We start from the raw sequence: 13,731 nt of genomic DNA, 5'->3' as shown, positions 1-13,731 counted from the left end.
GTATCTTATCTCTTATAAAAAATCCACGTTTCGTTTGCTGCTGTGCCCGGAACACCTTCCTGATAAGTGCTCATCAGTTGGTTCCACTTCACTACTCTAGGATTATCTTTGGTCGTTAATGCATCGATCTCTGTAAAATCCTTTCCTTTGGGAAAAGAAATATAAAGCAATAATTGTCTTTCATGCCGGTATAAAAGTACCTCTTGAAAACCTGCGTTACAAAAACCCGCCGCCACTTCCGGCCATTCTTCAAACTGTTTTTTATGGTATTGAAAGTATTCTAGTTGTTTATGCTCATCTTCAACCAATTGCGCTGTCAAAATCACAAAATCGACATCTTCCTTCTCTTCTTGTCCTGCGCAATGTGCTTTGTCGAACGTATAAAATAGATCGTTAAACATCTTGATGGGCAGTTTAGGATAGTTCGCCAGCATCGCACTCGATAGCTTTTTCGCATGCTCATCGTCCGTCATCAACAACAAATAGTCTCCCCACGCATATATTTTTGGTTGCGCTATCCCTTGTGCCTTTGCAAATGCCGCAAATTCCTCTTTCGATAGTGCTTGCTGTGCGTCGTGCAATTGAACAAAAACGGGTTTCGTAAACGGAATGTATTGGTTGAACGTATAGCCGTCCTTGACCGGCTCCTTCCGTTTAAGCAGATCGCGGAATGGTTTCTCCAAACCTGCCTTAAATGCTGTCCTATCTGCTTCGGGGCCATTATTTTCCCAAATGACGCCAGGACCATTTGCATTTTTTAGAATCTTATTTTCAGGGAACCAGTTGTTGGAGACGTCCATGTAAGCAGATCCTTCGTCGGTATATAAATAAAACCAATGGTCTGGGATATGCGCATAGGGTGATACATATATGCTATCTATTTCGTTCTCTCTTATTTTAGTGCCCGGCTGTGCTGAAAGCGTATAGATCCCAGCAACGTCATACATAAATTTGCCATAGCGGGCTATTCTATTCCGCTCCACCGTATTGTTCTTCATGACATTGACCGTCGGTGTCCATCCCCAGCCCAAACTGATTCCCGAATAAGCAATATCACTAATATCATTATGAGAGATATCCACGCCCTGCACAAATCCCGCTCCTATGCCCACTGCACCCCAATCTTCATTTGCCGTGTTATGGATGAGGTTATTGCGAACAATAACTTCTCGTGTCAGCTCTCGTTCATCTTGCGGTTCATAGGGTAGGTGCGCTTCGAATTGATCGTCCGAAAATTTCCCGATAAGCACGGCATTCCCACCGATATCATAAAAGATATTACCCTCTAGACGGTCACGAAAATTGCCTGCATAAAAGTCAAATCCTGTCGACGCTAAATGGCTAAAGGTACATCGCTGAAACTGTACATAACTTGTATTTTTGAGTACGACAGCGCTTGCAGGCCGTCCTACCCACGCCTGATTTTCCAGTCCGGCTTTATCCGATGTACCTGGCTTGTCCAATTTGTACGCTTCGTGGAAATACATGCCTGCCTGCAACGCAACATGACCATGCGTATTCGGTCTAAACCACGCCGCATGTTCAAAAGACAATCCTTCTATATGTACATGGGAAACGGGGTCTTCTAACGTACCTTCTATCTCCAAAATGGTTTCCAGAAAGGGAAATATGACGTCCGCACGCGCCATGTCTTCCCCATCCCGTGCATAATAATAAACCTTTCCGGCATCTTCGTCCAAAAACCATTCACCGGGCTTATCCAGAAACTGCAAAGCGTTGACCAACCGAAAGGCTGAATTTCCCGATTCTTTCGATAGCCAAGGCTTTGGCCACGGATGCTCGCTTTGTATCTTGCTCTCAGGTTGGTAGAAAGAGAGTTCTATACTGTCTTTATATACGACGGCATCTTTGACACGCAGCTGTGCGATAGCCCACCACTGATGGATAAAGAATTCCATTCCCTGCACAAACTCGAATCTCTCAAATACATTTGGAATAATAGCCGTTTGTTTGTCAAAGTTCCAGTTCAAGATACGCGGCAGTTCCATATCCCCGTGACTTTCCGCGCGAATGGCCTTTTTATTGTTTACCCATAATTGACGAAAATTAACGCGTTTTCCGCCTACTTTAGGGGCATCCGCCACATAAATATGCCGGGAAACGGTCGATGGGACATCCCGCTGTTTTCCTAGTTTCGACCAGCCGTGTATCGCCCTTCCACCCGAGAATACGGCTTTTCCTTCCAACGGGCGTATCCTCGTAGGACTTGCTGCTGTACCGGTATCTTCCGGACGGAGCCGAATCGTTTGCTCAGGGAAATAAATACCTGGTTTAACCCAGATATTTATTCCTTCCGAAATACTCGGATCGTTCAGCCGACGAAGCTCCCGAGCATGGCGGATCGCATCTTCCAAAGAACCATAGGGGTTCTCTGTCGAACCATCTTGCGACCCGTTTCTACTATTCCTCCCGACGTAGATATCTGCTGCGCTGGCCGAAACCGCAACGCAGAGCATACCTATCAACCAAACGATCTTCTTACTAATTTTCATATTTCCCGTTAATATCCATCATTTTGTCCAAATTCCTGCGGATTGGTAATCACGTCTAAAAACTGTTGCGGAATAGGTCTGTTCACGTGATAGGGCTGCATTGTGGTAATATCCTTATTGTACGCTTGTACATAGCTATACAATTTACCCGTCCGTTTTAAATCAAACCATCTGATATGTTCTCCACACAACTCCCTACCACGTTCTTCGAGTAAGAAATCAATATCCAAATCACTTTCTGTTATCAGCATATCGTTTTCTTTGCCAGGTACGGCTGCTCTTTCACGCAATACATTCACCAAATCTTTTGCTAATGCTTTGTTTCCACCACTCATTAATGTTTCTGCTTCTGCGGCAATCAGGTACATTTCAGCCAATCGCATGACGATGACATCTTTAGAGCCTGCTTGCGAATTAGCTTCCGGTAAATCCGGGTCATCATGTTTCATCAATGCCGGAAAGTGCACATTAAAACGGGCATTTGTGGATACACGGTCACCATCATAGGTATCATCAATATCCACTAAGGCGTAGGGAAGATCTCTTTTTTCTCCCGTTATTTTTTTCTTTGTGAACAAAAGTGCTAGATCTCCTCTGTTCAAAACCGTCCCTTTCATACTTTCCGGCTTCTCAAAAGCGGCTAAGTCATCTGCTGTCCAGGCATAGCTATTGACATTCAAGTAGTATTCCTCCCGAAACCAATCGCTGTATCGTCTGTCCATTTCTTCATCGTAAAGTTCCAACAAATGTCTTGTTGGCATAAAACACATACTCCCCGATTTTGAATTACGATCCGCTCCATACGGCAAATCCACGACCATACCCGCTTTTGCAGAATATTTTGCCTTGAACCAAATATGAAGACGGTTGGGATTGTTCGGTTGTGGATTTAGCGAATTGATGGTAGAATGGGTAATAAAAAACATCGCTTCTTTATTATTTTTATTATTTGCAGGACGAAACACCTCTTCCGGCGTGTCATATAAGCTCACCTGTAACTCCGCTTGGTTGTTGATCACATATTGTGCCGCCTCCGATGCCATTTTATAATATTTGTCTTTTTCGGATGCAGACGATTCGTAAGCCACTCTGGTTATTGCCACACGAGCTTTTAATCCATAGGCTGCTTTTTTTGTGGCACGTCCCTGATCAGTTGCCGGAATGGGCGTGACAGGCAAATTCGCTATGGCGATATCCAAATCACTCAGCATCAAATCATAAAACGCAGAAATTGGCGATCTATTCGCCGTCAGAACAGCTGTTTTAGTTTCTTCGGTACGTAAGTCGATATCACCAAATTGTTCGACCAGATGCCAATAAGCATATGCTCTTAGAAACGATAACTCGCCGATACGGGCATTCTTTTCGTTTTCATCGGTAAATGGGACTTCAACAATACGCTCTAAACCGGCATTACAATAATTGACAATTTCGTATAATCTGTTCCAAGTATTCCGCATTTGTCCCGTTGTGGCAACCAGTCCATCGTATTTAGTCATCTGCCTACCATAGCCTGAATTGGCAATGTTAATCCAAAGATCCGTTCCACCTTCCGTCAGCATCAAGATATCTTCGCGTCCGTAAAACTGTGAAGCGAAGTTCACATACGCCGAATTTACCAAAGCATTGATTCCGTTTTCCGTTGAAAAAACAACATCGGCTGTAGCTCCTCCAGGATTATGTTCCTCTAAACTACATCCCCCTAAGATGCCCGCTAACCCTATTCCTATAATATATTTATATAATGTTCTCATGACAAATTCCTCCTTATAAATCCAGATTGATACCAAATACAAACTGACGCAACAATGGGCTCTTAGCCGAACCGCCCCGTTCTGCATCGTAATTTTGAACGAGTGGGCTTCTAGCCCAGGAAAACAGGTTATTCCCGCTCAGATAAAGCCTCGCACCGTTCAGACCTGCCCTTTCCGTAAAGGCTTTGGGCAAACGGTAGCCTAGCGTAACCGTTTTCAATTTAATATAAGAGCCGTCTACTGTATTATATGTCTGGTATCCGAGGTAATTATAGAAATTGGTCAGACTTGGCCGAGGAAAATCATTCGATGGGTTTTCTTCTGTCCAGTAATCCAAATAAGCTGGGTGATTTCCTTTTCCTTGCGGATCATAAGACGCTGTAAAATCATATTCCATCATCTGTCCCCACCTTGCAATCGCATATATATTGAGGTCGAAGTTTTTATAAGAGAAGCTATTATTAAAACCTAGCGTCCAACGAGGAGATGTTGTTCCGATATACGTCACATCATTTTCGTCATCAATGATATTATCCCCATTGAGGTCGGCAAGTTTAATATCTCCGGGTACAAAAGGTTGCGTTTTGTCGGCGTCTTTAAAATACGTTGCCGCCTCTTCTGCCTCATCAAGCTGCCAAATACCAAGGCGCTTGAAGGTATAAAAAGATTTTAGCGGTCTACCGATTAACAAACTTTCCGATTCGCGTGTGGTTGCACCGATAATATCACGGCCATCAATCAAATCCAAAATCTTTTCCTTGTTCGCACCGAAGGTGAAATCCGTGTTCCATTTGAAAGCCTTATCGATGTTCCGGGTGTTCAACACAACTTCAATACCTCGGTTTTGGGAACTACCAATATTTTGATAAATCTGGAAAGGTGTATTGTTGCCAGAGCCCATAGAAGTAGGTAACGTTCTCGGTAATAAGATATCCGTTGTCTTCGTATTATATAAGTCAACAACGAGGTTGATCCGATTAGCAAATAGCCGGAGGTCCGCCCCAAGGTTCCAAGATGCCGAACGCTCCCATCCCAAATCACGGTTTCCAATTAATGTATTGTATGTATAATAGGTAAATCCCTGATCTTGAAAACCGGCATTAGTAAAGGCTGTCAGCCCTGATTGGGTGCCATAGGGACTAATCCCTGAATTACCTGTCTGCCCGTAACTCAAGCGAATTTTGAAATCGTCCACTTTAGGTACCGTAAACCAATTTTCATCACTGACACGCCACGCGGCTGCTACCGACGGGAACATCGCCCATTTCTTGTCAACGGAAAGGCGAGACGCTCCGTCCCAACGATTGGATACAGTTAATAAGTATTTACCTTGATACGAGTAATTAGCACGGAAAGCATATGACATCGTTTGGTTTTGTATATAGCTCGATCGAATCACATAGGACTCTTTTTCGTTTGCGCCAATGTTATGCCACAACTGTTCAGCAACTAGCTGACCAGTTCCTTCCATATAGGACGAATTAAATTTTGACTGTGTCCAGGAGGAAAGAGCCGTAAGTGTAAAGTTATGCTTCTCTACATCGAAGGTATAATTGATAATATTATCCCACGTAAGAAATGATTTATTCGTATTCAAAATGGACGCTTTGGAATCCGGGAATTCTCCAGCACGGTCAATCGAGCTCTCACTAGCAAAGTCATTGTTTTTATTATAGAACAAATTTACCCCTAAATTAGAACGAAACGAAAAGCCGTCGAAAGGTTTTATTTCTGCAAAACCATTGGTAATAAGGTTCGTATTTGCAATTCGATGTTGTGCCGTGTATTCGTTCGCTTCGTCCGCAAGTGGACTTACTTTTCCTTCGCGTCCTACAGGCCATAAGATCACGTTTCCTTCGTCGTCGTAGGGTAGACCCAGCGGCACATTGGTCGTTGCCCGCCAAAGCACATTATCCGCCCGATTGCTACCGTCGTAGTGTGTTACTTGGCTAGATGTTCCTACTTTTATAAAACTTCCGATATTCTGATCTACATTCAATCGCAGGTTAAATTTATCTAATGCGTCATTCTTCAATGAACCCAACTCCCGATAATATCCTCCGGATAACAAAGCGGTTGTATTGTCTGTTCCACCACTGATAGATAACTGATGATTCTGTACGATACCGTTTTTAAAAACTTCATCTTTCCAGTTGACCCACTGATTGTTTTGCAATGCAGTCCATTCCCCAGCGGTAAACAACGTCTGATCATCATCAAGATCCTCCCACTGTCCGGCCGCTTTCGCCGCTTCCCGTCGTAGCTGGACATAGTTGTCACCTGTCATCATTTCAGGGTATTGTGCCCATCCATTAACCCCGACATAGGTATTAAAGTTAATTCTCGGCGCTCCGCTTTTTCCTCGTTTCGTGGTTACAATAATAACTCCGTTTGCGCCCTGCGAGCCATAAATAGCCGTTGACGAAGCATCTTTCAACACGTCAATTGATTCAATGTCCTGTGGATGGATATCGCTGATGTTACCACCCTGCATACCGTCGATAATAACCAGGGGATTGTTCGCGATAGCATTCCCATATTCATCTTCCGCGGTAGATAACGATCTTTTTCCGCGGATATTCATATTCACGCCCGAAGTCGCGCTTCCCGAATTCCGAGTAATATCCAATCCCGGTACCTGTCCCTGGATAGCCTCTAAAGGGTTATGGGCGGGGGAACGGACGATATCTTCTGCTTTAACTGACGTGACAGATCCGGTCAGATCACGCTTTCGCACCGTTCCATATCCGATTACGACGACTTCATCTAATTGCCGGTCGTCCGGTGTTAGTGAAACGTTTACATTGTCATCCGCTTTCACTTCTAAGGCGTAATCCAAATAACCCACCGCAGTAAATAGCAAGCTGCCCGTAGAGGCAACCAAGCGGATAGAAAAGGCACCATCTTGATCGGTTAATGTGCTTACCGTAGAATTTGTCAGCGATACCGTGACGCCTTCTAATGGCTGACCTGCCTCATCCAGCACCAGTCCCGTTACTTGATATTGGGGTTGGACAGCCGAAAAGGCTTGTTGAACGGGCAGCAGCATGATGCTCAACAGCAACATAAGCGCTACGACGACCAGGCTCTTGCCTAGTCGCCGTTTTTCTGGTGTGAGACTTTGGGTTTTCATCTTGATTAGATTTTTCTTAAATGATTTTTGGGTTAGCTCAAAAAACGGATTATTTTATCCGTATTTCTTTTTCCATTGTGTTTGATTTGATGATTAATTTTGCTTCTTTTTCTTGATGATGCTTTTGGGCTATCCCTACGGCCAGCCCTTTATAGGTATTACGTTTTGCACTACTCAAAGAATGAAGATCTGCCTGATAGCCGTTGTCAGTACCGACTATTGTTATATTATCTTGGGGAATAAACGATAATTCGACATCGTTATTCGGTACGACCGTGCCCTTTTCATCAACCAGAGAAACCGTGATATAATGCAGGTCTGTCAATCCATCAACGGCATAGCGGTCGTGTTCCACATCAACGACGATATCCACCGGTTTACCGGCAGTCTTCTTTACCACTTCTTGTACGGCTGCGCCATCCTTTATTTTCACCGCTTTCAATTCGCCCGCTTCAAACGGCACCTTCCACATCGCATGCAACTGCTCATCGGTTTTTGATTGGCGTCCGAGGCTACGCCCGTTCAGAAATAGTTCGACTTCGTCGGCGTTGTTGTAATAACACCATACCTCCACTTGCTCGCCTTCTTTCCAATTCCAATGCGGCAAAAGGTGCAAAACGTCCTTATCTGTCCATTCCGATTGATACATATAATACACATCTTTCGGAAGCCCTGCCAAATCTACGATACCATAGTATGAGCTACGTGCAGGATACGGATAAGGCACCGGTTCGCCAAGATAGTCAAAGCCCGTCCACACGAAAATACCCCCTAAGAAATTCCGCTTCTTAACTTCTATCCAAGCCCGTTCATGGGTTGTTCCCCAATAGGCTGCGACATTATCATAGGCAGACACGGTAAAATCAGGATTGCCATTCGTTACAAATTTGTCTTTGCTTGATGCCGGCCAGAGTTGAATAGTATCGTGTACATTATCATAAACACCCCTGGTTTGTAATGCCGACGTCGTCTCGGACGCAATCAGCGGCACACCTTTAAATTCGGTGGGCAACTTATCATAGTCAAAAATTTTATAATTGAAGCCCAGTACGTCCAACACTTGTGCCTGTGCAATAAAGTTTTTCTCGTAATTCGTTTCCGTCAATGCTGCCGTCACCGGACGAGTGGGATCCAATTTCTTCACCACTTCCGTCATATTCTTCGTAAATGCTATGCCGGTATCATCAAATTGTTCACGGATCTCATTTCCTATACTCCACATAAAAACAGATGGATGATTGCGATCGCGTTTCACAAATCGAATGAGATCATCGATATGGTGTTCCTGAAAATCAATATGATAGTCAAATTTATTTTTGCGTTTTGCCCACATATCATACGCCTCGTTTTGCACGAGGAAGCCTAACTCATCACACAGATCGAGGAATTCTTCTGCAGGTGGATTATGAGCCGTCCGAATCGCGTTCACGCCCATATCTTTCATCATCAATAGCTGCCTTTTAGCTGCTGATTTGTTGAATACTGCTCCTAGCGCACCTAAATCATGGTGCAAACAGACACCGAGTAACTTAAACGGGTCGCCATTTAATGAAAATCCGTTCCGTTCATCGAAATGAAAGTAGCGGAAGCCCACCTGATAAGTCAATTCGTCGAGTATTTTACCGCTATCATCCAATAAACTAATGTTCAAATCATACAAAGTCGGACTCTCGGGCGACCACAGGGCAATACGGCCTAATGACAACTCCTCTTCGAACTGGCTGCCCGAAAAAGCCAAAGTCTGTTCCGCAATAGATTTCTTATTTTTATCCTGCAATTTTAACTGCAGTTTGCCAGCCTTACCAGACATGGCGTGGTTAAGCGCTGTCTGCACACGCAGCGTACTTTTATCGGCTGACACTTCCGGTGTCGTGATAAAGGTTTCTGCGCGCAACATGTGAATCGGCGAACGCTTCTCCAATCGCACATCCCTATAAATACCCGAACCCGTATACCAACGAGAGTTCGGCTGCAAACTGTTGTCTACACGTACTGCAATGACGTTCTCTTCGTTTCCATAGCGCAAGTGCGGTGTTAGGTCATGCTCAAAAGAGAGGTATCCGTTTATATTTTTACCTAAATACTTTCCATTAATCCAAACCTCCGCATAGCGGTACACGCCACCAAAATGTAGCGTATAATGGTTTCCTTTATCCTCTTCTGCTAATGAAAAGGTTTTTCTATACCAACCCACTCCTCCTGGAAGTGCGCCGCCGGCATTTCCGGCCGGGTATTCTTCTCCGAAATCGAAACCAATGCTCCAATCGTGCGGCAACGTAACCTTTTTCCAGTTTACCGCAGAAAAATCTGTTCGACGAAACTGCAAATCATCGTCTAACGTAAAAGACCAACCTCCGTTAAAATCAATTGCTTCCCTTGGCTGTGCAATGCCGGAAAGCGCCGTAACGAACAAAACTAGAAAGGACACTAACTTATTAAACATGACTATGGTTATGAGATTTTACTTATTCCGACTTAAACTTTACTTTACTTTTCCCTTTATCTTGTGAGGTAGCCAAGGCTATGCCCCGATTTCCATTTTTATCAACTGCACAATAATAATGGTAAACAGTTCCCTTATGCTTGATGACAAAGGATTTATGTGCATATTGATCATCGAAGTCTTCCGTAGACTCGACCAGATTATCGCCCTGCCAATCCGTCCAATGAATCAAGTCTTTAGATGCAGCAAATCTGTTGAATGCACCTTCCCGACCCTTCCAGAATGCTCCAAAATAAAACATGACCCAGGTATTATTGATCCGCTGGATCATCGGATCTCCCGTAATCCCTACAGGGTGATGCACCACCGGATCTTTTAAATAGCGTTTCCAGTTTTGCATATCATCTGAAACGGCCATACCGATCCGTTCGTACCAACGTGTAGGCTTATTATTTTCTAGGGAATCGCCCACAGCATTGTAATACATAATAAAACGGTGTCCGGTATTTCTGTCTTTATCTTCTATCACATAGCTCTTAAACAGCTTATGGCGGTTTTCCCACCAACGTACATCTGCATCATCGCTCGTTAGAACAGGGTTCTCCAATCGCTGCCATTCCATTGGCCTAGATGGCTTCTCGGTCGTATAAGCCATACCGATCGCTAAAGGCTCTGGTTCGTATCCCACCGATGCTCCCCCAAAATAAGACATCCAATACTTTCCCTTATAGGTATGGAGTTTATAACTCCCCTCCCATTTGGTGTCTACGAGGGCATTGTATCCCGCACGTTGTTTACTGTCCCACTTATCACTGTTTTCTTTTGACATTTGCTTACCTAAGGTCATCCAGTTCAAAAGATCTGTACTCTCGGCCAACCAAGTCTCGTAGCCTTCCCCATCAAAAACGAGATAACTCATGTACCATTTCTTTCCCATGCGGTATATACTTGGGCAGTCCATCAAATCCCCCTTTTTATCCGGTGTCAATACCAGCCCATATTTATAGGGTGTTTTTACTTCTTGATAGATCCGTTCCATTTCTGCTTCGGACACACCCGTCTGTTGCGCGATCCCCATCTTTCCAACCCACAATAAACACAGCAATAGCCCTATTCTTTTCATTACCTTATTATTTAATATCATATATACCTGAACCCAACTGAATTTCCGTACCTGCATCTGTCAACCGATGTTCATAAACACCCAATTTCTCTCCATTGATTTGATAATCTGAAGATGCCGGAAGTACTATTGTACACCTACTATTTACAGGGATCTCAACGTGGAAACCGTCTTCCTTCCGTTCGAACTTCACCATCCCATAGGGGCTTTCGTAAGTTACCGCTCTTTGTTTCACGACGTCAAGCAATTTAGGGGCTATGCGTATATGCTTATAAGCAATAGATCCTTCTTCCTGCCCGAGACCACCTAGCCTTGTATGGAACCATTCCATAAGGTGTCCTAACATAAAGTGATTATTCGAAACAGTGGGTAAAGCAGCCCAGGATTCGGTCAGTGCTGTAGCCCCTTGGCGAATCTGGTAGCCATATCCCGGTCGAGTATCGTCTTTATGCATGGCATAGATCAAATCATCACGTCCTGCCTGCTGTAACACCTGCAAGAGATAACGATGCCCGATATCTCCCGCGGTAAAGCTCGTATCTCTATCTACAATATCCTTGATCAGGTTCGCTAATACTTTGCCCTTGTTTGATTCATCAACCAGTCCCACGTATAATGGCATCGCTAACGCCGTTTGACTGCCCGAGCCATATATACCGGTGTGCGCGTTGTAAAATGTATCATTGAAGGCATGATATACTTCCTGCTGCAGCGAATCAGCGTAAATTTTGTAAGCGCTGTCTTCCAACAGGTCCGCAATTTGACTCATCGTTTTCAGGTTATAATAGTAGATGGCCGTCGCCGTAATACCGGGTGTCGTTAACTGGGAAAAACCCGGTCGTTCCGGTCCCAAATCGTACCAATCACCCAGTCCGTGGTAAAGTACATTTTCTTTTGCTTTCCCTTGGAGATAATGCATATACTTTTTCATCATCTCATAATTATCGACTAAAAGCGCTTTATTGCCGTACCATTGATAAGCGTACCAAGCCAGCAAAATCGAACTCGATCCCCATTCCGGGGAATCGCGAAAAACGTCGCCTCCCCAATCAAAATGTACATATTCTGGCGCCGTCTCCGGCACTAAGCCTTCTTTCGTCTGGGATTGCCGCATGTCGCTGAGTGATTTGGCAAACAAGCGCTCCACATCAAAATTATATTGAACAGAAGGTCCCATAAGATGCAGTTGTTCCAGCCAGCCTAGTTTTTCCCTATGGGGACAATCCGTAAACACACTCACCATGTTACTTTTTATTCCCCAATTGATCAGTGTATGGATCTGATTAAACAGGGTATCTGATGACTGGAAACTTCCGATCTGACGCGCGCCGTTCCGAATATGTTCGGCGGTGATTTCCTGTATTTCGACATCCTGCTCCCCAGCAGGCATGGAGCGTACTTCGGCGTAACGAAAGCCATAATAGGTAAATCGCGGACGCCAGCTTACTTCTCCATCGTGAGCAAAAATATATTGGTAATAGTACGGACTGCCTGAATGCTTTTGGTTTGCCCGGCCTTTATCCGTAAGCAGTTCTGCCGGATAGATCCGAACGGTATCACCTCGGTGGCCTTTCATTGTAACATGCACAATACCGGATGCATTCTGACCAAAATCGTACACATTCGTATTCTTAGCGATATTTTTTACCGATTTTGAAGAAAAGTGTTCCATGATTCGAACCGGCTCAGCCTCCTGCGCACGTAGCGGTGGACCATCGACTATCAAAACGTTATCCCATGCCGTATCGTCGAAATCGGATGCACTCCAAGAAGTAGGCAACACCTGCTCATCATAATCTTCTCCACCGTACATGCTGGAAAACGTAATCGGCGATCGATGTACTTTCCAGCTCTCATCGCTCACGATCGTTTCCTGCGTACCATCCGCATACTTGTTCACGATTTTCATTTTCATTTTCGGTAGTCCAAAAGCCACTTTGTGTTTCTGAAACCTTCCGCTAATCGGTGGTATGTAATAAAATCCATTACCGAGCATGACACCGATTGTATTCTTCCCTTTATGCCAATGCTCGGTTAAGTCGTACACCACATAATACGCTTCTTTATCGTATTTTGTCCAACCTGGTTGTAGCACCGCGCTGTCTACCGGTTGACCGTTAAGCAAGAGCTCGTAATGCCCTAATCCGGAAATGTAACCGATAGAGGATACCACTTTTTTTGGAGTTTCCAGATTCTTTCGAAATACCGGTAGTTCATAATTTTTATCGATACGGAGTTTACTCGAGCTTAAGGGCAACGGATTCACTAAAGAGTCGGGAAGCTCCTCTTTGGCAATCCATTGTGCGTCATCCCAATCTGCTTCGGCCAACAGACCTGTATGAAAACTTTGTACAATACTCTCCGCGAGATTGCCTTGATTATCTTTTACTTCTACGCGTGCATAATAAGTTGTCCCTGCTTGAAGATCTTGTCCTTGATAAACGTTATATAAAGATTCATCCGTAGACACCCAATCCGAATCCCACAGAAGATCTTGTTGTTTTGATAAATCTGCATTGGTGCTAACAGTGATTCTATACGCCGTCTGCACAACATGGTGACCTTCGCTCCGGAGTTTCCAACTAAAGGAGGGGATCAGCGTATTTATTCCCAACGGATTTTCCCGGCCTTCGATCAAGACCTTTTCAATACGTAATTTTTCTACGGCGGAACAGCCCGATAATCCGACTAGAATAGACGTAACAAATACGCAACAAAATACAAGCCGATAAATTTTAAGCCCCTTCATGTATATAAAATTTTCA

6 protein-coding genes are annotated in these 13,731 nt (G+C 44.2%); all 6 read right to left on the bottom strand.

Annotation, left to right across the window (positions count from 1 at the left end; all coding sequences use genetic code 11):
• Positions 1–5: 5 nt before the first annotated feature.
• The 6 genes from G5B43_RS04510 to G5B43_RS04485 are packed head-to-tail and all read right to left on the bottom strand — an operon-like array spanning position 6 to position 13,715.
• The gene (locus tag G5B43_RS04510) at positions 6–2,513 is read right to left on the bottom strand and encodes an L-rhamnose mutarotase (RefSeq protein WP_165293538.1); all 2,508 of its coding nucleotides are present in this window, start codon (positions 2,511–2,513) and stop codon (positions 6–8) included.
• Positions 2,514–2,521: 8 nt separating this feature from the next.
• Positions 2,522–4,267: a RagB/SusD family nutrient uptake outer membrane protein gene (locus G5B43_RS04505; protein WP_165293537.1), complete on the bottom strand. Its 1,746-nt coding sequence runs from the start codon at positions 4,265–4,267 to the stop codon at positions 2,522–2,524.
• 13 nt (positions 4,268–4,280) lie between these two features.
• Positions 4,281–7,400: a SusC/RagA family TonB-linked outer membrane protein gene (locus tag G5B43_RS04500; RefSeq protein WP_165293536.1), complete on the bottom strand. Its 3,120-nt coding sequence runs from the start codon at positions 7,398–7,400 to the stop codon at positions 4,281–4,283.
• Between the two features lie 49 nt (positions 7,401–7,449).
• Positions 7,450–9,843, bottom strand: a complete 2,394-nt coding sequence (locus G5B43_RS04495) for a glycoside hydrolase family 2 TIM barrel-domain containing protein (RefSeq protein ID WP_165293535.1) — start codon at positions 9,841–9,843, stop codon at positions 7,450–7,452.
• 22 nt (positions 9,844–9,865) lie between these two features.
• Positions 9,866–10,966: a glycosylase gene (locus G5B43_RS04490; protein WP_165293534.1), complete on the bottom strand. Its 1,101-nt coding sequence runs from the start codon at positions 10,964–10,966 to the stop codon at positions 9,866–9,868.
• A gap of 7 nt (positions 10,967–10,973) precedes the next feature.
• Positions 10,974–13,715 (bottom strand): family 78 glycoside hydrolase catalytic domain, encoded by a 2,742-nt coding sequence (locus G5B43_RS04485; protein ID WP_165293533.1) that lies wholly within the window; start codon positions 13,713–13,715, stop codon positions 10,974–10,976.
• Between the last annotated feature and the right edge of the window lie 16 nt (positions 13,716–13,731).

Origin of the sequence: Sphingobacterium sp. SGR-19 (assembly GCF_011043555.1) — a bacterium.
In the GTDB taxonomy this organism is placed as follows: Bacteria; Bacteroidota; Bacteroidia; order Sphingobacteriales; family Sphingobacteriaceae; genus Sphingobacterium.
Note: the sequence above shows the minus strand (reverse complement) of the source record. Positions and strands in the feature narration are given on the sequence as shown.

What these genes read in the sequence shown, in the direction of transcription:
- G5B43_RS04485 (WP_165293533.1), bottom strand. Translation starts at nt 13,715, where the DNA reads ATGAAGGGGCTTAAAATTTATCGGCTTGTATTTTGTTGCGTATTTGTT.
- G5B43_RS04505 (WP_165293537.1), bottom strand. Translation starts at nt 4,267, where the DNA reads ATGAGAACATTATATAAATATATTATAGGAATAGGGTTAGCGGGCATC.
- G5B43_RS04490 (WP_165293534.1), bottom strand. Translation starts at nt 10,966, where the DNA reads ATGAAAAGAATAGGGCTATTGCTGTGTTTATTGTGGGTTGGAAAGATG.
- G5B43_RS04510 (WP_165293538.1), bottom strand. Translation starts at nt 2,513, where the DNA reads ATGAAAATTAGTAAGAAGATCGTTTGGTTGATAGGTATGCTCTGCGTT.
- G5B43_RS04495 (WP_165293535.1), bottom strand. Translation starts at nt 9,843, where the DNA reads ATGTTTAATAAGTTAGTGTCCTTTCTAGTTTTGTTCGTTACGGCGCTT.
- G5B43_RS04500 (WP_165293536.1), bottom strand. Translation starts at nt 7,400, where the DNA reads ATGAAAACCCAAAGTCTCACACCAGAAAAACGGCGACTAGGCAAGAGC.